We start from the raw sequence: 21,990 nt of genomic DNA, 5'->3' as shown, positions 1-21,990 counted from the left end.
GACGGCATTGCCTTCATAAGTCGCTGTTGCTTCCAATTGTCCTTCATTGTCCTTCACACTTACAGTCACTGGCACTTCCGTATCATCATAAGTGACTGTGTCATCTTGACCTGCTTTCTCACGGATCGTGTAGTTGTACTCGCCGGCTTTATCGTATGGAATCGCATCGAAGTAAACTTTCCCTGTGCCGTCGTTGGTTTGACTTTGAATCACTTGTCCCTCTTGATCGACTAACTCAAAAGTGAACTCCCCTGCGACTAATGAACGGCCAGTCAAGACTTTCTCAGCTTCCAGCACTACACTGCCGGCTTTTGGTGTGTAAGTGTTCGTGAAGACGGCATTGCCTTCATAAGTCGCTGTTGCTTCCAATTGTCCTTCATTGTCCTTCACACTTACAGTCACTGGCACTTCCGTATCATCATAAGTGACTGTGTCATCTTGACCCGCTTTCTCACGGATCGTGTAATTGTAGTCACCAGCCTCTTCGTATGGAATCGCATCGAAGTAAACTTTCCCTGTGCCATCGTTGGTTTGGCTTTGAATCACTTGTCCCTCTTGATCGACTAATTCAAAAGTGAACTCCCCTGCGAATAGTGAACGGCCCGTCAAGACTTTCTCAGCTTCCAACACTACACTGCCAGCTTTTGGCGTGTAAGTGTTCGTGAAGACGGCGTTGCCTTCATAAGTCGCTGTTGCTTCCAATTGTCCTTCATTGTCCTTCACGCTTACAGTCACTGGCACTTCCGTATCATCATAAGTGACTGTGTCATCTTGACCCGCTTTTTCACGGATCGTGTAATTGTAGTCACCAGCCTCTTCGTATGGAATCGCATCGAAGTAAACTTTCCCTGTGCCGTCATTGGTTTGACTTTGAATCACTTGTCCCTCTTGATCGACTAACTCAAAAGTGAACTCCCCTGCGACTAGTGAACGGCCAGTCAAGACTTTCTCAGCTTCCAACACTACACTGCCAGCTTTTGGTGTGTAAGTGTTCGTGAAGACGGCATTGCCTTCATAGGTGGCTGTTGCTTCTAACTGTCCTTCATTGTCCTTCACTCTTACAGTCACTGGCACTTCCGTATCATCATAAGTGACTGTGTCATCTTGACCCGCTTTCTCACGAATAGTGTAGTTGTACTCGCCGGCTTTATCGTATGGAATCGCGTCGAAGTAAACTTTCCCTGTGCCGTCATTGGTTTGACTTTGGATTACCTGTCCTTCTTGATCGACTAATTCAAAAGTAAATTCTCCTGCGACTAGTGAACGGCCAGTCAAGACTTTCTCAGCTTCCAACACTACACTGCCAGCTTTTGGTGTGTAAATGTTCGTGAAGACGGCGTTGCCTTCATAGGTGGCTGTTGCTTCCAGTTGTCCTTCATTGTCCTTGACGCTTACAGTCACTGGCACTTCCGTATCATCATAAGTGACTGTGTCATCTTGACCCGCTTTTTCACGGATCGTGTAATTGTAGTCACCAGCCTCTTCGTATGGAATCGCATCGAAGTAAATTTTTCCGCTACCATCGTTGGTTTGGCTTTGAATCACTTGCCCCTCTTGATCGACTAATTCAAAAGTGAACTCCCCTGCGACTAGTGAACGGCCAGTCAAGACTTTCTCAGCTTCCAACACTACACTGCCAGCTTTTGGTGTGTAAGTGTTCGTGAAGACGGCATTGCCTTCATAAGTCGCTGTTGCTTCCAATTGTCCGTCGTTATTTTTCACCTCTACTGTAACATTGGTGATTGAATCATCATAGCTAATCGTAGCGTCATGTCCTTGTACTTCATAAATTTTATATCGATAGGTTCCTTCTTTTTGATAAGTAATCTCATCAAAAAGAATATTATTTGCCTTGTTCGTCTTTTCTTGAAGGATTTTATTTTCTTCATCTGCCAAAACAAAAGTGAATTCCCCGTCTTCGATCTGTCGGCCTTCCAAAGCTTTCGTAGCCGTTAAAGCTAGGCTAGTTTCGATAATTTCCCTTGTATTAGCTAGTTCAAAGACATAATCGACTTCCTCGCTCGAGATCGTAAACGTATATTCTTTTTCATCCCGCTCATATCCATCTGGTGCTTTCGTTTCTTGGATTTTATAATCTCCATATCGTAGCCCATCTAAGCGGTCAAATTCGCTAGTTCCTTGAATCAACTTATTATTTCTGACAACAAGTTCGGAGAAAACAACTTCGTAATTTCCTTCGGCATTTTTACGACTGAGTTGGAAATGTGCCTCTTTGTTGATCCCAGCTTCCTTATCCCCTTCTCTGTCATATTTCTTGATTGTCAACGAGCCATTTGTTCCCGTTGAAGTACCGCTACCGTTGGTAGATTTGACGATTACGTCTTTTGTTACTTGATGGATTTCCGTCTGACTTCCGTAAAGAGACACATCATTTGAAACAACTTCATTATTTCGAATGCCAGGATCAAGTTTCGTTTGATAAACGATGAAGTATGGACTGTCAATGACATCCTCAAAAGCAATACGTAATGTGAATGTTCCATCAATACCATTCGTTGTTACATTTGGATTGTCTTGATTATTGAAAATAACTTTCTCACCTTTTATCCATTGATCTCCGTCTTTGACGGCTTTATACACATCAACAAGGACTTTTCCTGTCTCATCGTACAAGAAAGTCTGTTGATTATAATTGATCGTATCTTCAATCACAGCATTCTTGATCGTTCGACTATCTTGGTTAACCAGTACTTCCCAATCCAACAGTCGATTATTGTCAACATTTTGAGTGCCATTTTTTGTTAACCAGTTTCCTTTTGCGGATTTCTCAACTTGCGCTTCAGCAGTTAAATCCGTTGTACCATCTGTCAAAGAGATCATATTATTGTACTTGTAAACATCTGTAGCTGCTTCGACAGCAATGAAGACAGCAATCGTTTCTGAAGTGTCTTTCAACAGTTCTACTGTCACTTGTTTTGTCACTGGATCATACGTCAAGCGATAATCAGCTGAGCTCAATTCTTCCTTCAGAGATCTTACTTGGTTTCCTGTTCCGGATACGTCAACTGTATAAACTACTGCTTCTTTAAATGTTTGACCATCTTGTAATTGATCGACAATCTTGGTTCCTTCATGAAGTGTCGCTTTATACGTATTAAATAATCCCATCCAATAGATTTGATCACTTGTAGCAACATCTTCTGAAAAGATATTTGGGAAATTACGGTTAAAAGCTGCTTGCAAGTATGCTTTTACATCTCCTCCTTTTGGAATGAAAAGCCCTGCTTTTAGCGCGTTTAAGGTCCAAGTAGTGTCCATCCATGAATTTGCTTGAGCGGCTTCCCTATAAGAGTTACCGTCAATTTCATAATCGACAAAAGCAGAATTACTAAAACGTGTTTTGGCACTTCCTAAAGCGATCTGTGTCGTCATATCAAAAGTCGTTTTGAATCTGACCGTAATTTTGTCTGCTGTCTTTGCATAGTTTCCTTTTAGTTTAATTTGAAAACCAGATTCGTACTCAATTGGATTTTCTCCAGAAGTGGTTTCACGCTGCTTCGATAAATCAAAGTCGCTTGAAGTCAATTCTTTAACTTCTCCTGACTGGCTAGTTGCAGTTAAAACAAGAGAGTCTTCAATCAATTCTAATCCACTAATATTTGTCCCACTAATTTCTCGATAGCGATCTGTGATGACCATATTTTCCACTTCTACATATTGCTGATTTATCTCAATCTGCCATTGAATCGTTTGATCCTGATAACTTTTTGATGGTGCTGTTTTTGTCACACCAATTTTGCTTGTTGGGGTCACTGTTCCCGACCCATTATGAGAAGTTGTCGTATCATCTTTGATAGTTATATAGTTAGTAATTCTAGTATTCGCCAGTACTGGATCAAAGAGTTGTGTCTCATAACGAATCACATATTGTCCAGCATGAGCAAACACAAGTTGAAATTGAACAAGCTGATTATCTTTTTTTATTTCTCCTGCTTCATCAAAGTGCCAATCTGTCACAATACTGTTATCATTTTTGTTTCTGACCACTACAGAATCGGCTACTAAATAATGCAATGCATTTTCTGAAAGTGATCCAGAATACGTTTTATCAGTGAGAATTGAACCGTCTTTGCTAAGATCTAAAGAAACCTCCCAAGAAGCACGACCAGTTGACTGATCATAACCTAAAAATCGCTTATATTCCGCAGATTCATCATAGCTGACTGTTGCTTCAACTGATTTTTCATGGAAATTATCTCCAGTGATTTGAGCAACATTTTTGAAGGAGTTAATCGTTGGATCATTGACAACACTATAAATTTCAATTTTGACTGGCTTATCGATTTTTTGATTGAATGTAAAAGTTCCAGTCGTTGAGTTATAAGTATACAAGTCGCTAGTTCTAACCCAAGCGTCTCCATCATAAAGGTAACCATAAGAATGAGAATATGCCAATCCGCTTGGTAGTTTATCTGTCACAACGACGTTTTCCAGTTCCTTGCTTTCAGTATTATATACGATCTCCCAAACAATTGAGCCACTAGTACTTACTTTCCCACTCTTCGTAATATCGATTTGATAGATTGGTAAAGTAATCAGGATCTCATTGCCATCACGGTCATAAATACCAGTTTCGATGACAACATCTTCTGTGATTGTTGACACTTTCAATTCGGTTTCAAGATTGATTGTTCCACTTCTACCCGATAGATTCTCTGCGTTTTCATTGAAAACAATCTTTAATTCTCCATTTGCATTTAGATAAAAGTCTCCTAATGATCCTCCACCTGAACGCTGTAATGTGCCTGACACCTCATTGTGAACAGCAAAATAGCTTGGTAGCTGATAAATATAATAATCACCGTTTTTGATTTCCTCCTGATCAGATAATGACCAGTCAAAGTGAATCTTAATATTGTCGTTATAATAAGGAGGATTGTTTTGATCAAAAGGTTGATCATTCATATCTGTAATTCGTACATTATCAAATAGTTGAATTCCTCGAGCATTTAAATCTGGATTAACAGCATTTGGAGTGGCTGCTTGTTCGGTAGATTCAGTCTCTGAATCCTCCGTGGGTGCTCTTGGCTGTATTGTATTTTGATTCAACTCTGAAGTGGACGTTTCAGTCGTAGTAGTAGTGGTCGCTTTTTCCGGTTGACTGCTTGAGGTATCTTCGACTGTTTGACTAGTACTCTCCGCGTTTTCTGAAGTTGTTGTTGATTCTTCCGTTTTTGTGTCTGTCGCAGGTGAATTCGATTGACTCGTTTGACTTTCAACTTCTATATTTGAAACCATTTCAGCTACTGCAATTGCCGGTGTACAAAAAGTCGCACCTAGCAAAATCAACAAGCTCAAATATGCACATAGTTTTTTATTCATAGTGATTCATCCTTTCTAAAAAAACAACTGTTACTTTTTAGAAAAACTTAATTTTTTTACTTTTCTAAAATATAAATTTTTCTAAAAGAACCAACCAATATAATTATTTATGATGGCACCGTACTGTACGTTCTTCCCTCATTCTTCCGAAGACAGCATAACGATTGATATAGCTAGACCAGAACCTATTTTTCATTCAATAACATACCTTTTTTATAGAAAATCAGAGACAAGTATCAATAAAAAAGCATGTGTTATCTCACCTTTATTTTCCCAAATTTGCCACAAACCAAGTGTTCAAAAAAAAATCATTTTTCAAATATTTTTGACTATTTGGAAAAACGTGCTACCATCAATACATAACTGATTGGAGGAAAGCTATGTTCAGAGGTTTATTGTCAACTGCTTCACAAATAAAATTGCAGTTGATTGAAAGTTTGTTGCATGACCGTCACTGTTTTATTGCTGATTTGCTGGATGAATTTGACCTGTCTTTGTCGTTGTTCAGAAAGTATGTGACAGAGATCAATCACGATCTGTCCTTTCTTCAAATAAATATAGACAATCATTCCCAAGTGAGTTTGGAATTCCATTCTTTCGCTTCACGATCGGATGTCTATAGTTTTTTCTTGGCTGACTCTTCTGCTTTCAAACTCTTGGAACTTCTGTTTTCATCCCACTTTTCCAGTTATGAGACACTAGCGATTGAATTGAATCTAAGCAAATCCTCAATTATTCGTTTAATTAAAAAAATCAACACGGTCATACGTCCTTTTGATTTTCATATAGAAAAAAAACCTATCCGCATAGCTGGGAATGAAATTACTATTCGCCAGTTTTACATGGTTTTCTTTTTGGAGAAATACCAACATGAGTTTAGAGATGCCAGTAAAAATCAGGAACAAGAATTTTTAAAGGTTGCACAACTTTTGGCTGAAGTTACTCCATTAAAGCTGTATTTTTCTGACATACGAAAAATAGCGTTTATCATTTATGTACATAGTAAACGAGAGAAGCTTTTTGCCACGGAAGTGCAATCGAATAAAATTGAATATTTTCTAGAAAAAATCGATCTCGCTGAATTCTCTCGCTACAAACGCTCTTATTTAGAAAAAGTTATGGGTTATCTGACTTCTCATATCACAGCCGACCCAGCTATCTATAAACAAGTAAAAAAAATCTTCTATCAATTGACTAAACAAATTTTTCTTAAATACCATTACACCGAAACAGACTTTCAAGAAAAATTGGATGCTGTTAGTTTCAAATATTTGCTGGAAACGAATTTGAATGTTCCGTATTGTATTTTGAATGATCGCCTGGCCCGTTTTGTTGACAACTGCGATCCTGTCCAGCAAGCAATCAACAAAGATATTGTTCAGCTAGTGACTCATTCTGAATTACCGGCGATTCGCCCTGCTACGATCAACCATTTGATTTATATTTTCCATACTTCTTTTCCACTATTTACAAAACAAATCATTGATCAACATGCAGATTATCATCTCGCCTTGTTCTACGATACCAATAGCGACCATACGGAAATGATCCGAACACAAATCAAACAGTTCGTCCCCTACGACCTGAAAATCACGATTCTCAATCCGTTAGACTCTTTTTCAATCCCTGCCGTCAAAGCAACCTATGATTTGATTATCGGAAATATCGTCCCTCCTTTTCAGAAAGTTCCTTTCAAAGCAACAGACATCTTTATTACACGAAATGAGATTGGCTATATCGCAAACAGTATTCAAGAAAAAGCGATCCAGCAGATTGAGAAACAAAAAGAACCTCTTAGCCCTACTCACTGAAAAAGTGAGTTTCGCTAAAGAGGTTCTTTTTAATTTTGTCGTTCGAGTAATTGTTTGCCTTGAGCACTCTGATAAAACGTTTCAATTAAATGATTTAAATTTGTTTTTGTCTCACTGGCGCCAAAAAGTTCACCGCCAGGTTCTAGCATAAGACCATTGGCTAGACGACCGATCACTACCGGATCAAAGCCAAAGTCGTCAACGATTTTGGCCGTTTGAGACATAGATTCCGGATCATTACCAGCGATTGCCATGGCTTTTCTGGCTGGTGAACCAGCCGGCCGTGCTTCGTCTTGAACATCATGATAACCCATATGGTTGAATGCCTTGATAACTCTGCTTTTGTCAAAATATTTTTGGACCCTTTCTGAAGATGTTTCTTCAACAGTCGAATACGTTTTGCTGGTTCCATCAACTTCCCACCAATAGTTCATTGCATCGATCACAAGTTTACCAGCCAGCTGCTCTTTGGGAAGTGACGGATAGTTGCTTAAAGGGATTGCTAATAAAATGACTGGCATTTCCGTCAGGATCTCTGAGACATTCTTCACCTTTGCACCTGGAGCAAGGATTTCAACAGCTAGAGCATTCTTTTCCGCTGGCTTTCTGCTAGCGATCCAGACCTCATACCCAGCTTCTGCTCCTAATTTTGCTAAAGCTAACCCCAACTTGCCGGCTCCTAAGATGCCAATTCTAGATTTTTCCATTATTTCCCACCTGATCTCAATAGTTCTTTGACCCTAGGGATTACTTTTGTACCATAAAGTTCGATAGTCCGCAGACGGTCTTTTTGTAATTGTCCACCGGTTCCATAAACAAGATCAAACCGTTCGACGCCGACTTGCGGCATCGTTCGCGCAATTTTTTGTGCCACAGTCTCAGGACTGCCTACATAGTAAGAGCCATGTTCTACTTCAAAATCGAAACGTTCTTTCGACATCTCGGGCCAACCACGGTCTTCTCCGATTTTATCCATACTTTTCTTGATATAGTGCCAACCGATTTCGTACGCTTCTTCATCCGTCTCCGCAATCACCCCATGGGAATGCATCCCTACCGGAAGAATCGGTCTGCCCATTTGCTGCGCTGCTTTTTGATAAAGTTGTACATAGGGGGCAAATCGAGCAGGCTCCCCGCCAATGATTGCCAGCATAACTGGAAAGCCGTAGCGAACAGCACGAATAATCGACTCCGGTGTTCCTCCCACACCAATATACGTATCCAGTGTTCCTTCGGGTTTTGGATAAACTTCGGCATTCTCCAAAGATTGAGTAAATTTGCCTTTCCAGGTCAGTGGCTCCCCTTTAAGGAGTTCGTAAAACATTGCTACTTTTTCTTCAAATAATTCTTCATAATCTTGCAGATCATAGCCAAACAGTGGAAAAGATTCAGTGAATGACCCTCTTCCTAACATGATCTGCGCACGACCATTTGAAAGGGCATCAACTGTCGCAAATCGTTCATAGACCCGAACTGGATCATCAGAACTTAATACAGTTACTCCCGTTCCTAATTTGATTCTTTTAGTGACCATTGCCAGCGCAGCTAGCACGGTGTCTGGACTTGAGATTGCGTATTCTTCTCGATGGTGTTCGCCTAATGCGAGGATATCGACACCGACTTCATCGGCCAACTTTCCTTCTGCAATAATATTTCTTAATGATTGGCTGTAACTGATTCGTTCATGGGTTTGGTCATCAAAGGCAAGATCGCCAAAGGTATCTAACCCAAATTCTAATTGTTTGTTATTGATTGTCATGTCATTTCCCTCTTTTCAAATACTTCCTGCATTCACTATAACAACTTCTTTTTATTAACGCGAAAGATATGCTTACTTTTTGTAAGTCTAATGTATACGAATTGTTTTAGAAAGTAAAAGCGCGTCCTTGCTTCAAACAAGAACGCGCACTTTTTTGTTTTTTTATTAGCCATCAGAGATAGATCCCTTTGCTTCTTAAATTAGCTAAACACTCCTCTAAATACATTGCAGTATGTTCAGGATAAATAGGGACTGATTGCTCAATCGGCACTAACACCTGATAAGGAGGTGTCTTTTGACCGCGATAAGTAGGCTCTAACCATGCTGCTGCTGGACGGTATCCCCGATGCTGCATCTCTGCCATGACGAGTAGATGGTATTGATACAACTTATATGGAGAATGATCAAAAACATAATCGACTGTCGCATGTTTCTTTCCCCAGCCAGCGCCTCTCAGCGCAGCTACTTCCCGATGCTGTCCCAGCAATTGCTGCCGGGGTAATTTAGTCAAAAGTGCTTCATGCCACAATCTCATTTCCGCTCTTCCTCTACTTCGCTTGATTTTTATCCAGATTCTCTTGGTTGTCGAGCACGATTTTCCCTACCGCATGGTGTGTTTCACTTAATGCATGGGCATCATAGACACCTTGACGAGTCAATGGGAAAGTTTCGCCAATCACACTTACTAATTTGCCATCAGCCATTAGTTTAGCTAATTCGCTTAACTGTTCTCCATTTGTACGTAACCAAATTGCTTTTGCTTCAATTTGTTTCGTTGCGGCTAAGGTTTCATCTTCAATACTCAGTACAGAAATCAAGCGGCCATGCTCTTTTAGAACGGAGAAGCTTTTCTTTTGGATCTCGCCACCCATTGTATCAAAAACTAAATCAATGTCAGTAAGAACTTCTTCGAAATCCGTTGTATGGTAGTCGATCACTTCATCTGCACCTAATTTTTTAACAAGTTCATGATTACGGGGACTTGCCGTCGTGATGACATAGGCGCCGGCATTTTTCGCAAGTTGAATGGCGTAGGTCCCAACTCCGCCAGCTCCGGCATGAATCAACACTTTTTCGCCAGCTTTTAACGAACCATGATCAAATAGAGCTTGTAATGCAGTCAATCCTGCTAGAGGCACAGCTGCAGCTTCCGTGAAGGCAATAGATTCTGGCAGAGGTGCCAATAAGTTGGTATCCACGATCGTATAATCCGCATAGGTCCCAAATCGTGTCGTCTCTGGACGAGCGAAAATCCGATCGCCTACGTGATAGTCTTTAACCTTCTGACCAACTTCAACAATTTCTCCAGCAACATCCCATCCTAGAATAATCGGAAATGACCAAGGAAACATTTGCTTCAAGTATCCTTCGCGTAATTTCCAGTCAATTGGGTTGATCGAAGTTGCTGCAACTTTCACCAACACTTGATCCGCACCGAGTTCAGGTAGTGAAACTTTCGCTTCTGCTAGTTTTTCTTTACCACCATATTCATTAATAACAACTGCTCGTGTTTCCATGTAAATCACTCCTTGAGATTATGTAAATGAGCTTCCGTCATTTTTCTAAAGAAACGAAAGGTCTCTTTCATAGCTTAGGCAATGATCCCTGATTTTACAACTGTTTCGACTTTCCCTTTTCTATCAGAAAAAGCAGTTTTTTCACTGACTAACTTTTTATTGCCTTTTTAAAAGGTTTCATTTATTCTACAGGAATAAGAATGTGATAAGAAAGAAGGAATTGATGAATTGAAAAGATTGCACGTATTTTTTGGCGGGATCATTGCGATCCTAGGTATTCTTTTTGTTGGCAAAGCTGTACTGTCCAATGAAACAGGAAGTGCATCAGCAAATGATGCTAACACGGTTATTATTTATAATTGGGGAGAATATATTGACCCCGATCTGATAAAAAAATTCGAAACTGAAAGTGGCTATTCAGTGATTTATAATACATTTGATTCGAATGAAGCAATGGAAACAAAGGTCAAACAAGGCGGTACCAGGTACGATTTGATTTTCCCCAGTGAATCGATGATTCCTAAAATGATTGAGGAGCAGCTGCTGATTCCTTTAGAACATGATAAACTCGTCGGCAGTGAAGATCTTTCTGATTTTCTGATGGATCAGCGCTTTGACAAAAACAATCATTACTCCATTCCTTATTTTTGGGGAACTATTGGAATCATGGTTAATAGTGACCAAATCGATCCTACCACCATTCATGGCTGGGCAGATTTATGGCGCCCGGAATTTGCCAACGATATTCTAGTTGTTGATGGCGCAAGAGAAACGTTAGGAATGGCTTTGCAGACTTTAGATCTTTCTCAAAATGAGCTAGATACAGCAAACCTTCAACAAGCCATCGAGAAATTGGAAGCATTACGCCCCAATGTCAAAGCAGTCCTCACTGATGAGATCAAGACTTTGATGGTCAACAACGATGCACCGATCGGCATTGGCTATTCAGGAGATGCAGCGTATGTCATGTCTGAGAATCCTGCTATAACCTATGTCGTCCCTGATGATGGCGGTGCTATCTGGACAGATAACTTTGCGATTCCAAAAACAGTTGGCAATCTTGAAGGAGCTTATGCGTTTATCAATTTCATGCTGCGTCCTGAAAACGCCGCTCAAAACGCTGAGTATGTCGGTTATGCGACACCGAGTGAGACCGCGAAGCAACTGCTACCGACTGAATTGACCTCCAATAAAGCTTTCTATCCAGAGCCGGAAGCAATGCAACAGATGGAACACTACGAATACTTAGGAAAAAATGCCGTTGAACAGTACAACGATCTTTTTCTCGAATGGAAGTTGGGATTATAAAATGAATATACTATTGAAGTCTTCCTACATTTTTGATACAGAAAGAAAAACGACCTTTGCTGGTTTTATTTTGATTGAAGGAACTAGGATCAAGGATGTGGGTCCTTTGGATGCCACACCTACCAACTTACCGGCTGAAACAACGATCATTGATTGTCATGACCAAATGATCATTCCTGGCTTTATCGATGCCCATATTCACTTTTATCTTTCCGCTTTGCTTCATGCAGGGCAGTTAACTCATGTCACTGGAACAACTGAAGAAGCAGTTGCCCAGCAAGTACCGCAAATTCCTGTGACCCATGGCTGGAAAATTGGGATTGGTTGGTTCAGCAGTGACTTTGGACAACAAGTCTATCCCACAAAAGCAACGATTGATCACTACTGTGACGAAGTGCCAGTCATGCTGATCTCAGGAGACGCCCACAGCATTTGGTTAAACAGTAAAGGAATGGAAGCCTTAGAAATCACAACCGATTCAGTTCCTACCGGAATCAGTGGAGAAGCATTGATGAAAGATGGCGAATTGACGGGTTGTTTTCTTGAGGCAGTTGCTATTAATTACTTGGCGGAGGTGCTGCAATCTTTTCAAGCCAACAGTTACTCAACGTACCTTTCTTACATGAAGCAGCTCAATCGCTATGGCATTACTACAATCGGCGATGTTGCCCTGACTGGCGAAAGCTGGGACGACTTGATTTATCCAGAGCTTTACCAAAAAGTTGCCGAAAAAGCGACTTTACGGGCGGTTTTTTACCCTGCGATGCGTATGGAAATAGAGCATTTAACTGATATCTATCAAAACTATCGATCTGAGAAAGTCCAAATGGGTGGTGTGAAACAGTTCTTTGATGGTGTAACAAGTACCCATACTGCTTTGTTGAAGTCGGAGTACGAAACGCCTTATTTTACTGGTGATATTGGTATGCCGCTGATTGCAATTGAAAAAATGCGCCAGTTGATTTTCTTAGCAAACCAGCAAAATTGGCCGATGCGCATCCATACGATCGGTGACCAAGCGATCCATCAAGCGTTGTCTTTTTTTAATGAAAGTCACGCGCGCTTCCCTCTCTCTGCCGGTAAAAATAATACACTGGAGCATTTGGAAGTCATGGATCCTGCAGATCTTTCTTTAGTGGCACAAGACAATTTAGTTCTTTCTGTTCAACCTAGTCATTTATTAGTCGGCTATGAAACGTTAGATGAAGAAGTAGGTCCGCAACGCGCTAGTCAAATGTTTCCTTTTCAATCCTTTTTGACCCACGATGCTGTAGTAGCATTTGGAACCGACAGCCCAGTAGTGATCGATGTGTCTCCATTGGATTCGATCTATTATGCAGTGGCTAGAAAAGAAAAAAACGGCTCTCCAGTAGAAGGATTGATGCCCTCTGAAGTGATGAATGTGGCGGATGCTCTGGTTGCTCATACCGCTGATGCAGCTCAGGCACTCAGTCGACAAGACATTGGTTCGATCAAAGTCGGGCAGTTGGCTGATCTTTGCATTCTTTCGAAAAATATTCTTTCCCTTTCAGAAAAAGAGCTGCTTGAGGTAGAAGTCACTGCAACCATTTTTAACGGTGCATTTGTCTATCAAAAAGACGAAGCTTCGCAGCAAAATTCCTAATTGGATCTTTGACCATATCCCTCGAATACCCGAATAATGGCTGACTTGCTTCTCTCGTCCGAGGGCTCTCATTCATGGAAGACCCTTGACTGTGTTCACGTTCACGCTAGTCAACCGTATTATTCGGGATTTTTTGTCAACACCACCCTAATCCCCCATCCTTTTTTCGTTCTGGATACTGCCAGGCTATAATTTGGTTCCTCTTGATTGTTCCCTCTGATCATTTCTCGCTTTGTTTCGTCTTGACTCCTGCTCAATCATTGCCCTTTTGTTTTCCCTCCAATTCCTTAAAATATATACAATATGACCAACAGGATCCCACCAACGATTTCACTTATTGGATACTTGCGATTAATCGGTACCAAACAATTCCTGCACTTGCCTTTTAAGAATAAAAATGACCAAATAGGGATCAGCTGCCATGGGGTTAGTACCTTTCCACAGTGCTCACAATGAGAGCGGCCTCCCAATGATTCCTGACGGGGCAAACGATAAACAACAACCATCAAAAAAGAACTAAGACAGCTACCAAGACTAAATACTGATAAAATGGGTAATAGCAACGCTCTTCCCAAACCACACACTCCTCTCATCTAATCGACACCTCAAATAAAGAGCCTATTCATAAGCAAATACGCTCTTTTAAACACGAAGTTTTTTTATTCTTCAGCGACGTACTGCTGACAGCGGATACCTAGCAGTACGTGATCGTCTGATTTATGTCATCAAATTGATTGGATGTGACTCTAGCCTCTTGCTCTTATTTGCTACTACTGACACCTCCTTTGTTGCGAGACAAACTGAGTGTTACTGACCATTTCTTAAAGAAAATTCATTGATAATTCGAGGATTGATTTCCCACAATAGTCGATTCCAATCCTCTGCGTCTGGAATTGACTTAAAAAGCAAATGCCAGTTTCCAATCAATTGATCACTGACATATTCACTATAATTTGTCACTACTAGATCAATATGATTCTGCTCTAAATAATCTAAGTTCATCTCTAATGCATTCGGGAAAAACAGGTGCTGGAATCGGCCAAGATATTTGATAGCCATTGCTTGGATATTCTGACAAACAAGGTAGTTTCCTTCTAATAAAAAAGCAATATTTTTAGGTGCTCCCCAATGGATTTCCTTTAGTGAGTCCATGAATAGGACGGCCATCACGGTGATTTCTGTTACTGCTGTCTTTCCCCCTGAGATTGTCTGATGGTGTTCGGTAAAGAATGCTAATAACTCAAGATATAAATCTGGGTATTTCTCTTGGACAACTTCATGAATATCAAGAATATTTTGATTTGTCACTGGTGATAGCTGTTCTTTTAAATACAGCATAGTAAAAAAAGAACGCACAAGGATCATGTCTCTCTGAAGGTCATTGCTCTGCTGGCCAAAAGCGGATAAAAATAGTTGGGCACAGTCTGTAATCCCAACATTCGGCTGGAGTTCCTGAATAAACTGCTGTTCTCCAGCCAGATCCGTCAATGAACGCCGGCACAAAATCATCACATACAAATACAATAATTCCTCCACTGGCAAACGTTTGCCGATTGACGCATCAATCACATCATTGATAGCTGAAAAACGCTGGAATGCCTCTCGTTCTTTCAGCGCTTGAATCATTTCTGACTCGATAAGCAAGTCTCCCTCACGTTCTAAAGTAATCATTAGAGTATAACTAAAATCTCCCAAAGAAACATTGGGATAGCTGCTGAAGAAGTGCTTTTTTTGTAAGGCAAAGGCAATCGACTGGATGGCAATTGATGGCAAGACCGTGTGTGGAGTTATTTCTGATTCATAATAAAAATCATGAAAGAAACTGCGAATATCGATTTCTTTTCCAATGAAATCCACTTTCTTCAGGGACAGTGTCAGTCGATAGCGCGCTAATTCATTTTCTACCATTTTGAAATAGCGCAGCAAACTACTTTCTGAGAAGTGGAGTTGATCGGCCCATTCTCCGATCTCTTTGATCTGCCTTTGAAAAATCCCTTCAATAATGTGAAAGAGTGGTTCATTTTCAAGCAATGACCGCTTTTTAGTTTGGTACGCTTCTCGATTGGTTTCTTTGAACAAATAGCCTGAACTCGTGTTTTCAATCAGAATCGACTGCTGAAAATATTGCCGAATTCCGGTAATATCGGCAATGATCGTTCGTGAAGTGCTTTTTGTGAATTGGGCTAGTTCTTTGACTGATCGCGTTGGTATTCGCTCGAAGGTATGCAAGATTTTCAGCCATCTTACAGTTTCCTTATTGGTAATAAAATTAAGTTGAAAATTTTTCATCTCTTTTCTCCTTACTGGTTTTCATTGCCGTTATTGACTGAATCGTTTTCCTTATTATACGCCCTGCGGAGGAATTATACTCAGTTGCAAGCTTCTGGCAGCACCAGTTATCGTGATTTATACGAGAAAAAGGGACCCAGTTATGAAAAAAACGGTCATCTTGACAAAAACAGGCATCGAATTGTATAAAATTGTTATTTTTTGTTAAAGTCCTCTTGATTGTAAGCGGTATTTTTGTTATTCTTTAAAGGTAGAGGAGGTGGATAGTGCAGTGTATGCTATCAAGATATTTCATGGTTATCTGACAGCACAAGGAAAAAGAACTCGAGATAAATCAATTGCTTTGACTTATACATGCAAAGAAGATGCCGAACGCTTCGCAAATAAAATTGGCGGGAGAGTTAAAAAAATTGGATAACCTAAACTATTGAAAAAGAGTCGTCGACCATTGATTGTTGACCACTCTTTTTGTTTTGTTAAAAAATATTCTCTAGCAAATCCTTTTTTCTATTTGTTTTTATTTCTCGCTTGTCAAAAATAAAAATACACTGCTGCGATCAATTGTTGAATGGCCATTTCTTCCCCTTTTCACTTCTATTAGCCAAAAAAAATGACTGAAACGTCTGAGTTGAAACAAAGTGTTTTCTCGCTCAGAAACATTTCAGTCATTTTCTTTTTATGGAATCTCGATAGTCACATCGACTGTCTGGATCGCTACGTCATAAAACGGATCTTCTCGTCTTCCCAAGAAATCTTTTGCTTGAGCTGGGAAAAGTGCATACATCAGTACATCTTCTTCCGTTTTGGCATATTCTTTGATTTCTTGCTCGAATTCCGGGAGCTGTGGTGGAATCAAATCTGCTGGTCGTTCGGTGATCACCGCTTCCGTCCCAATGATTTTTTCTTGGATCTCCGTTTTGATTGGTGCCGGAGGACGACCGTAAAGACCACGAACGTAATCTTTGATCTCAGTTGGGACTAGTTTGTAGCGTTCCCCAGAAATCACATTCATCAAAGCCTGTGTGCCAACCATTTGAGACAAAGGGGTAACTAAAGGAGGAAATCCAAGGTCGGCACGCACTTTCGGCACTTCTGCCAATACTTCTTCGTACTTGTCCTGCAGACCTTGTTCTGTCAACTGACTCAATAAGTTGGATAACATCCCACCAGGCACTTGATAGATCAGTGTTTTTGGCTCTGTATCTTTGACTTTAGGATTCAAGATCCCTTCCTCTCGGAACCGATCGCGGATTGGATTGAAATAATCAGCAACTTCAGCCAATTTCTTTTTGTCCAGGTTTATATCAAATCCCAGTTCTTCTAATGCGATCGCCACAGATTCTGTCGCTGGCTGACTCGTTCCCCCTGCAAATGAAGAAATTGCTGTATCGATAATATCTGCCCCAGCTTCTGCAACTTTCAAATAAGTCATTTCTGAAATACCACTAGTAGCGTGGGTGTGGACCTCTAATGGCAGATCCACAGCATCTTTGATTCGGCTGACCAATTCAAATCCGATTTGAGGTGTCAGCACACCAGCCATATCTTTGATACAAATCGAATCTGCTCCAATATGGGCCATTTCTTTTGCTAATTGCACAAAGTATTCAACGGTATGAACTTCGCTTGTTGTATAAGAGATCGCTGTTTGGCAATGACCACCAGCTTCTTTTGCTGTTGTGATAGAAGTCGCCAAATTTCTGGTATCGTTCAATGCATCAAATACGCGAATAATATCGATTCCGTTCTTGATCGATGTCTCTACAAATTTTCGCACCACATCATCCGCATAATTTTTGTATCCTAGTAGATTCTGTCCGCGAAGAAGCATCTGTAATTTCGTGTTCTTCACTTCACGGCGAATCTGTCGAAGACGTTCCCAAGGATCTTCATTTAAGAAGCGGATACAAGAATCAAAGGTTGCTCCACCCCACATTTCTAATGAATGGTAGCCTACTTCATCCAATGTTTTGATGATGGGCAACATATCTGACGTCGGCATTCTGGTAGCGATCAAGCTTTGTTGGCCATCACGTAAGACTGTTTCCATGAATTGAATTTTCTTAGTCATCTGCTTGCATCCTTCCTTTTGAAACTAATTCATTTATTTTTTGCTGTATTGCTTTGACTGAATGCGTTCTCGATCGTCCGCATAGTTTTGCTTCCTTGTCACAAAGAAAGCAGCGCCGTCTCGGATAGCCTAACGCTTCGCGACTGATGGACTGCACTTCACCCGCTTCTAGCCAAAGCACGTCAAGATCTGCTAATCGCCCATAAGGATGTCTTTCTTCAAGTGCCACCATCCTTTTCTTTAGTTCTTCTTTTTTTAAAGGAAGTAAAAGAAAATATTCATAGCCAGTTTTTTCATTTCGATAAAGATGAAGGAATGAAAAGGCATCCGCCACTGCTCGCTCGACTTCATCCGTCAAGCTTTTAAACACAGCTTCTAACTCATCTGATGTTTTGACAGGTCCGGGAATATTCATGGTGGCAGATAGCAGTGTGTATTGGGGCGCCGACTCCAGTAACTCCTTTTGCCGTTTTGCACGCTGTTCTCTAGCCGCCAATACTTCTGCTAATGAAACTTCCGGTCCCTCAAATAACAAGCTACACATTTCTCACAACATCAATGAGCGTGCCGTCTCGATATTCAATCAATGCCACTACTTTATCGCCATAATGAATGGCTTCAGGCGTTCCAACAATCTGGTAAGCTTTCTCTTTTAACTCTTCGATCGTATACTGAGGCACATCTAGTGTTTTAAAATGTTCAATCAAATCTTGACGATCTGGATTGATGGCAATCCCTACTTCTGTCACGATCACATCGATACTTGTTCCTGGAGTGACCACTGTATTTACTTTGTCAACGATTGTTGGAATTCTGCCTCGCACTAAGGGTGAAATAACGAGACTCATTTTGCATGCCATACTCGTATCAGAGTGCCCGCCTGACGCTCCCCGAATCACACCATCGGATCCTGTCATCACGTTCACATTGTAGTCTGTATCGATTTCCAATGCGGACAAAATAGCGGTATCTAATTGGTTGATCACTGATCCTTTACTTAACGGTGAAGCATACATCTCAGCATCGATTTCATAGTGTCCTGCATTGCTTCCTAATGAAACGGCTGAAGAATGATCGAAATCTTGTACATCAATGATTTTTTCAACCAATCCTTCCTCCAATAGTTCCACCATTGCATTGGTAATACCGCCTAATGCAAAGCTCGCTTTTATTCCGTCTTTAAGCATCGCTTCGCGCAAAAAGCGGGAAACAGCTAATGCAGCACCACCGGTACCTGTTTGAAAGGAGAATCCCTCTTTATAGTAAGGAGAATTTGTGATCACTTTTGCTGCGTATTCCGCGATCAATAGTTCTTTCGGATTTTTGGTAAAGCGGGTGGCTCCTTTGGCAATCCCTTGTGGGTCACCGATTGCTTCCACTTCAACCACATAATCCACGTCGGTTTGCGGAATACTGATTGGTGTATTCGGAAATGGCACGAGCGTATCTGTGATGATCACGACTTTGTCTGCATATTTTGCATCGATCATTGCGTAACCTAATGAACCACAGGTTGCTTTTCCCACCGTACCATTGGCATTGCCATAGGCATCTGCACTTGGTGCGCCTAAAAAAGCCACATCGATATGCACATCTCCAGCTGCAATGGCCCGAGCCCGACCGCCATGTGAACGGATCACAACAGGATTTTCCATGATTCCTGCTGAAATAGCAGCACCCACATTGTCTCTCAATCCGCTGGAAGTAATATTGGTTACAACGCCATTTTTGATATGGTCAATCAACGGTGCATGGACATTTGCGATGGAGCTAGGGGCAATAGAAATATTTTTGATACCCAGACCAGCAATTTCTTCCAAGACCATATTCATGACATAATCGCCTTCACGAAAATGATGGTGGAAGGAAATCGTCATGCCATCTTTCAGCCCTGTCTTTTCGATCGCCTCGCGAATACTGCTAAGAAGTTTGGTATCTCTTGGACGAACGGGGGTAACGGTACGACTTGCTTCTTGATACGTATCGATATGCGCCAATTCCCCTTCAAAAACACCGTATTGGTCAGCATATACTTGTGGAATATCTTTTCCTACTTTATTCATGACCATGCCTAAATATCCTCCTCCGTAATCAACTTCGCTGCCTTAGCCAATGCAATCACTCGCTGTGCACGTTCAACGATTGGCTTGTCTACCATTTTCCCATTGACTGAAATAACTCCAGAGCCTTTCGCTTCGGCCTCGCGAATTCCCCAGATAACTTCTTTGGCATTCTGGATTTCTTTGTCTGTCGGTGTATAAATAGCATTTACCAACGGAATTTGTCGTGGATTGATCACTGACTTTCCATCAAATCCTAGCTGCTTGATTTGTTGCACTTCATTTTGGAATCCTTCTACATTGTCCACATCGGAATAGACAGTATCGATAGCCGCAATTCCTGCAGCTCTGGCTGCATGCAGAATCATGTTGCGGGCAAAGGATAATTCCTGTCCATCCGGATAGCGCTTGGTTTTCATATTTGTGACGTAATCTTCTGCTCCTAAAGCAATTCCGATCAGTCGCTCTGACGCTTTGGCAATCTCCCGTGCGTTCAATACCCCTTCTGCAGATTCGATGGCTGCCATCATTTTCGTTGTGCCCACTGGAATCTGATTGTCTTTTTCAACAGATGTAATGACCGCATCCACATCTAAAATATCTTGTGCCGTCTCTGTTTTTGGTAAGCGAATAACCTCAACGCCAGCCAAAACCATTGCTTCGACATCTTGGGCGCCACCTGCCTCCAAACTATTAATCCGTACGACTGTTTCTACATTGCTGTAATCAAATGTTTTCAATGCAAAGTGAACCAATGTACGCGCGGAGTCTTTTTCTTTAAGAGAAACTGCATCTTCTAAATCAAACATAATTGAGTCTGCACCATATAAGGGTGCGTCCCTTAGCATTGCTGCATTTGCACCTGGAACAAACATCATGGTTCTTCTTAAGCGTTCCATGAATCAATCTCCTTCCAATCATATGCGTCTTTTTTTGCTGCCCGATGAATCGCGGTAATGGTTCGAGCTTGAATCGTACAATCCAAAGCGCCTTTATCAACGGCAGCTACTCGAACAGACTTGATCCCTAAATTTTTGATGGTCTCTTCGATCACCTTTTTGATTTGTTGACCAAATTGTTTCTCTACACTGCTTTCCAAAGAAATTTGGATTTCGTCTGCTTCAGTCGGCTCGACAGTAATCAAAATGTCGCTTGACTCTACTGTACCGGCTACTGCGATTTGTGTAATTTCCATATGGTTTCACCTCTCGTTTTTTAAATAATGATATGTCGTTGATGGCAAAAATTGTCTCAAACGGCGGTCATCCTGATTTTTCAAGGCTTCTCTAACTTTGGTAGCACTGATGATCTCACCATCAATACTCAATCTAGGTAAAATAACCAATTCTAATGAGTCGCCAAACATTTCCTGCATCGCATGATTATACGTATCGGTCACCTTTGAATAGGGTTCTTCTCCGACAAACCGTGTCCGAATGTCTAATACAGGTGCTATCTTCTCTTTAAACAGTTGCGCATCAACCTTTGCCTGGATCTTCGCTACTGTTTCTATGGCACTGTCTTTCAGAAAGTAGGAAGGAAACGTTGCGGAAGATACAAGGTAATCATTGGTGGGAAAAACTGTTACATTGGACAAGTGTGCGACTCCACGTTTTACCATTTCCATCCGATCTGCAGTCGAAAACTCTGAACGATCTTCGGATAACACAAAGACATAAACTTGCTGACTCTGCTGCGCAGCTGTCTCGACAAGATACTGATGTCCTTTGGTAAAGGGATTGGCATTCATCACTATCCCGCTTCCGGTCCCCATTTTTTTCCCTTTAGCCAGCGTAGAAAGATAGCTCGCAAAATTTGGCAATCCTCGTTCCATAAAAAGAATTTCTGAGGTTGCGATGATTTTCTGAAACCCTAGTGAGCGAAAGATCAATTCATTGCTGGGTTTTGAATACAAGAAATAATGTTGTTCTCCTTCTTCTGCCAAGCGATCAACCAGATGCTGAATGATTTCCGTCAGTAGATTTTCTGATTGAAAGGCTTTGCAAACAACCAAGCATTTCAATATGTTGTGATAATAGGATCCAGTAGCAACCAGTAAATCGTTATCGTAGATTCCCACTGTGTAATCAAGTTCTTCCTCTTTATTCAGGCCGGCTCGATCCATCAAGGAAGCCCACTGTTTATAGACTCCTTGATCTCTTAGCCATAGCCGTTTTAATGAATACATAAACGTCTCTTCTTTATCTT

General features: G+C 41.1%; 17 protein-coding genes. 4 read left to right on the top strand and 13 right to left on the bottom strand.

The features are described 5' to 3' along the window. Positions 1 to 5,343 (bottom strand): Spy0128 family protein (locus ACTFWY_RS05840; protein ID WP_439948473.1); only part of this gene is annotated, 5,343 nt, incomplete at its 3' end. A 380-nt stretch (positions 5,344 to 5,723) separates the two neighbouring features. On the opposite strand from ACTFWY_RS05840, the gene ACTFWY_RS05835 reads away from it, so the two are divergent. Beyond that, complete coding sequence (locus tag ACTFWY_RS05835; protein ID WP_311828275.1) at positions 5,724 to 7,154, top strand: helix-turn-helix domain-containing protein; 1,431 nt, start codon at positions 5,724 to 5,726, stop codon at positions 7,152 to 7,154. A 29-nt stretch (positions 7,155 to 7,183) separates the two neighbouring features. On the opposite strand, the gene ACTFWY_RS05830 is transcribed toward ACTFWY_RS05835, so the two are convergent. The 4 genes from ACTFWY_RS05830 to ACTFWY_RS05815 form a co-directional block, all read right to left on the bottom strand. Further along, positions 7,184 to 7,861: an NADPH-dependent F420 reductase gene (locus ACTFWY_RS05830; protein WP_311828274.1), complete on the bottom strand. Its 678-nt coding sequence runs from the start codon at positions 7,859 to 7,861 to the stop codon at positions 7,184 to 7,186. After that, positions 7,861 to 8,913 carry an LLM class flavin-dependent oxidoreductase gene (locus ACTFWY_RS05825; RefSeq protein WP_311828273.1) on the bottom strand — a complete coding sequence of 351 codons (1,053 nt, stop codon included), beginning with the start codon at positions 8,911 to 8,913 and terminating at the stop codon, positions 7,861 to 7,863. Before ACTFWY_RS05825 ends, ACTFWY_RS05830 begins: the two co-directional genes overlap by 1 nt. A 172-nt stretch (positions 8,914 to 9,085) precedes the next feature. After that, a complete protein-coding gene (locus tag ACTFWY_RS05820) occupies positions 9,086 to 9,448 on the bottom strand; it encodes a TIGR02328 family protein (RefSeq protein ID WP_171917231.1) in 363 nt (120 codons plus the stop codon). A 13-nt stretch (positions 9,449 to 9,461) separates the two neighbouring features. Then, positions 9,462 to 10,430: an NADP-dependent oxidoreductase gene (locus tag ACTFWY_RS05815; RefSeq protein WP_103301004.1), complete on the bottom strand. Its 969-nt coding sequence runs from the start codon at positions 10,428 to 10,430 to the stop codon at positions 9,462 to 9,464. Between the two features lie 228 nt (positions 10,431 to 10,658). Here ACTFWY_RS05815 and ACTFWY_RS05810 point away from each other — a divergent pair, with 228 nt between their 5' ends. Both ACTFWY_RS05810 and ACTFWY_RS05805 read left to right on the top strand, forming a co-directional pair. Then, on the top strand, positions 10,659 to 11,738 hold the full coding sequence (locus ACTFWY_RS05810) for an ABC transporter substrate-binding protein (RefSeq protein ID WP_138371106.1): 1,080 nt from the start codon (positions 10,659 to 10,661) through the stop codon (positions 11,736 to 11,738). Position 11,739: 1 nt separating this feature from the next. Beyond that, positions 11,740 to 13,362 carry an amidohydrolase gene (locus ACTFWY_RS05805; RefSeq protein ID WP_195957861.1) on the top strand — a complete coding sequence of 541 codons (1,623 nt, stop codon included), beginning with the start codon at positions 11,740 to 11,742 and terminating at the stop codon, positions 13,360 to 13,362. A gap of 287 nt (positions 13,363 to 13,649) precedes the next feature. Here the strand turns inward: ACTFWY_RS05805 and ACTFWY_RS05800 are convergent, their stop codons facing one another. Further along, positions 13,650 to 13,955 carry a prepilin peptidase gene (locus tag ACTFWY_RS05800; protein WP_081131553.1) on the bottom strand — a complete coding sequence of 102 codons (306 nt, stop codon included), beginning with the start codon at positions 13,953 to 13,955 and terminating at the stop codon, positions 13,650 to 13,652. A gap of 214 nt (positions 13,956 to 14,169) precedes the next feature. Beyond that, positions 14,170 to 15,651, bottom strand: a complete 1,482-nt coding sequence (locus ACTFWY_RS05795; protein ID WP_138371108.1) for a helix-turn-helix domain-containing protein — start codon at positions 15,649 to 15,651, stop codon at positions 14,170 to 14,172. Positions 15,652 to 15,922: 271 nt separating this feature from the next. Between ACTFWY_RS05795 and ACTFWY_RS05790 the strand changes: the two genes are divergently transcribed. Next, entirely contained in the window at positions 15,923 to 16,069 is a 147-nt protein-coding gene (locus tag ACTFWY_RS05790; protein ID WP_086269049.1) for a hypothetical protein, read from the top strand. Between the two features lie 258 nt (positions 16,070 to 16,327). Here ACTFWY_RS05790 and ACTFWY_RS05785 read toward each other — a convergent pair whose 3' ends face one another. Genes ACTFWY_RS05785 through citC form a run of 6 tightly spaced genes read right to left on the bottom strand, consistent with a single transcriptional unit; the run spans position 16,328 to position 21,970 of the window. After that, positions 16,328 to 17,722, bottom strand: a complete 1,395-nt coding sequence (locus ACTFWY_RS05785; RefSeq protein ID WP_423118774.1) for an oxaloacetate decarboxylase subunit alpha — start codon at positions 17,720 to 17,722, stop codon at positions 16,328 to 16,330. Next, entirely contained in the window at positions 17,715 to 18,266 is a 552-nt protein-coding gene (citX, locus tag ACTFWY_RS05780) for a citrate lyase holo-[acyl-carrier protein] synthase (protein WP_176332981.1), read from the bottom strand. Before citX ends, ACTFWY_RS05785 begins: the two co-directional genes overlap by 8 nt. Then, the gene (gene citF / locus ACTFWY_RS05775) at positions 18,259 to 19,791 is read right to left on the bottom strand and encodes a citrate lyase subunit alpha (protein WP_003125763.1); all 1,533 of its coding nucleotides are present in this window, start codon (positions 19,789 to 19,791) and stop codon (positions 18,259 to 18,261) included. The genes citX and citF overlap by 8 nt, the downstream gene beginning before the upstream one ends. A 2-nt stretch (positions 19,792 to 19,793) precedes the next feature. Further along, positions 19,794 to 20,681, bottom strand: a complete 888-nt coding sequence (gene citE / locus ACTFWY_RS05770) for a citrate (pro-3S)-lyase subunit beta (RefSeq protein ID WP_003125762.1) — start codon at positions 20,679 to 20,681, stop codon at positions 19,794 to 19,796. Next, positions 20,669 to 20,977, bottom strand: coding sequence for a citrate lyase acyl carrier protein (gene citD, locus ACTFWY_RS05765; RefSeq protein WP_003125761.1), 309 nt, complete (start codon positions 20,975 to 20,977; stop codon positions 20,669 to 20,671). Before citD ends, citE begins: the two co-directional genes overlap by 13 nt. 6 nt (positions 20,978 to 20,983) lie before the next feature. After that, positions 20,984 to 21,970, bottom strand: a complete 987-nt coding sequence (citC, locus tag ACTFWY_RS05760; RefSeq protein ID WP_081131558.1) for a [citrate (pro-3S)-lyase] ligase — start codon at positions 21,968 to 21,970, stop codon at positions 20,984 to 20,986. Between the last annotated feature and the right edge of the window lie 20 nt (positions 21,971 to 21,990).

The organism is Enterococcus sp. 125944 (genome assembly GCF_051909435.1).
In the GTDB taxonomy this organism is placed as follows: Bacteria; Bacillota; Bacilli; order Lactobacillales; family Enterococcaceae; genus Enterococcus_D; species Enterococcus_D gallinarum.
Note: the sequence above shows the minus strand (reverse complement) of the source record. Positions and strands in the feature narration are given on the sequence as shown.

What these genes read in the sequence shown, in the direction of transcription:
- ACTFWY_RS05835 (WP_311828275.1), top strand. Translation starts at nt 5,724, where the DNA reads ATGTTCAGAGGTTTATTGTCAACTGCTTCACAAATAAAATTGCAGTTG.
- ACTFWY_RS05830 (WP_311828274.1), bottom strand. Translation starts at nt 7,861, where the DNA reads ATGGAAAAATCTAGAATTGGCATCTTAGGAGCCGGCAAGTTGGGGTTA.
- ACTFWY_RS05825 (WP_311828273.1), bottom strand. Translation starts at nt 8,913, where the DNA reads ATGACAATCAATAACAAACAATTAGAATTTGGGTTAGATACCTTTGGC.
- ACTFWY_RS05820 (WP_171917231.1), bottom strand. Translation starts at nt 9,448, where the DNA reads ATGAGATTGTGGCATGAAGCACTTTTGACTAAATTACCCCGGCAGCAA.
- ACTFWY_RS05815 (WP_103301004.1), bottom strand. Translation starts at nt 10,430, where the DNA reads ATGGAAACACGAGCAGTTGTTATTAATGAATATGGTGGTAAAGAAAAA.
- ACTFWY_RS05805 (WP_195957861.1), top strand. Translation starts at nt 11,740, where the DNA reads ATGAATATACTATTGAAGTCTTCCTACATTTTTGATACAGAAAGAAAA.
- ACTFWY_RS05800 (WP_081131553.1), bottom strand. Translation starts at nt 13,955, where the DNA reads ATGAGAGGAGTGTGTGGTTTGGGAAGAGCGTTGCTATTACCCATTTTA.
- ACTFWY_RS05795 (WP_138371108.1), bottom strand. Translation starts at nt 15,651, where the DNA reads ATGAAAAATTTTCAACTTAATTTTATTACCAATAAGGAAACTGTAAGA.
- ACTFWY_RS05785 (WP_423118774.1), bottom strand. Translation starts at nt 17,722, where the DNA reads ATGACTAAGAAAATTCAATTCATGGAAACAGTCTTACGTGATGGCCAA.
- citX (WP_176332981.1), bottom strand. Translation starts at nt 18,266, where the DNA reads ATGTGTAGCTTGTTATTTGAGGGACCGGAAGTTTCATTAGCAGAAGTA.
- citF (WP_003125763.1), bottom strand. Translation starts at nt 19,791, where the DNA reads ATGGTCATGAATAAAGTAGGAAAAGATATTCCACAAGTATATGCTGAC.
- citE (WP_003125762.1), bottom strand. Translation starts at nt 20,681, where the DNA reads ATGGAACGCTTAAGAAGAACCATGATGTTTGTTCCAGGTGCAAATGCA.
- citD (WP_003125761.1), bottom strand. Translation starts at nt 20,977, where the DNA reads ATGGAAATTACACAAATCGCAGTAGCCGGTACAGTAGAGTCAAGCGAC.
- citC (WP_081131558.1), bottom strand. Translation starts at nt 21,970, where the DNA reads ATGTATTCATTAAAACGGCTATGGCTAAGAGATCAAGGAGTCTATAAA.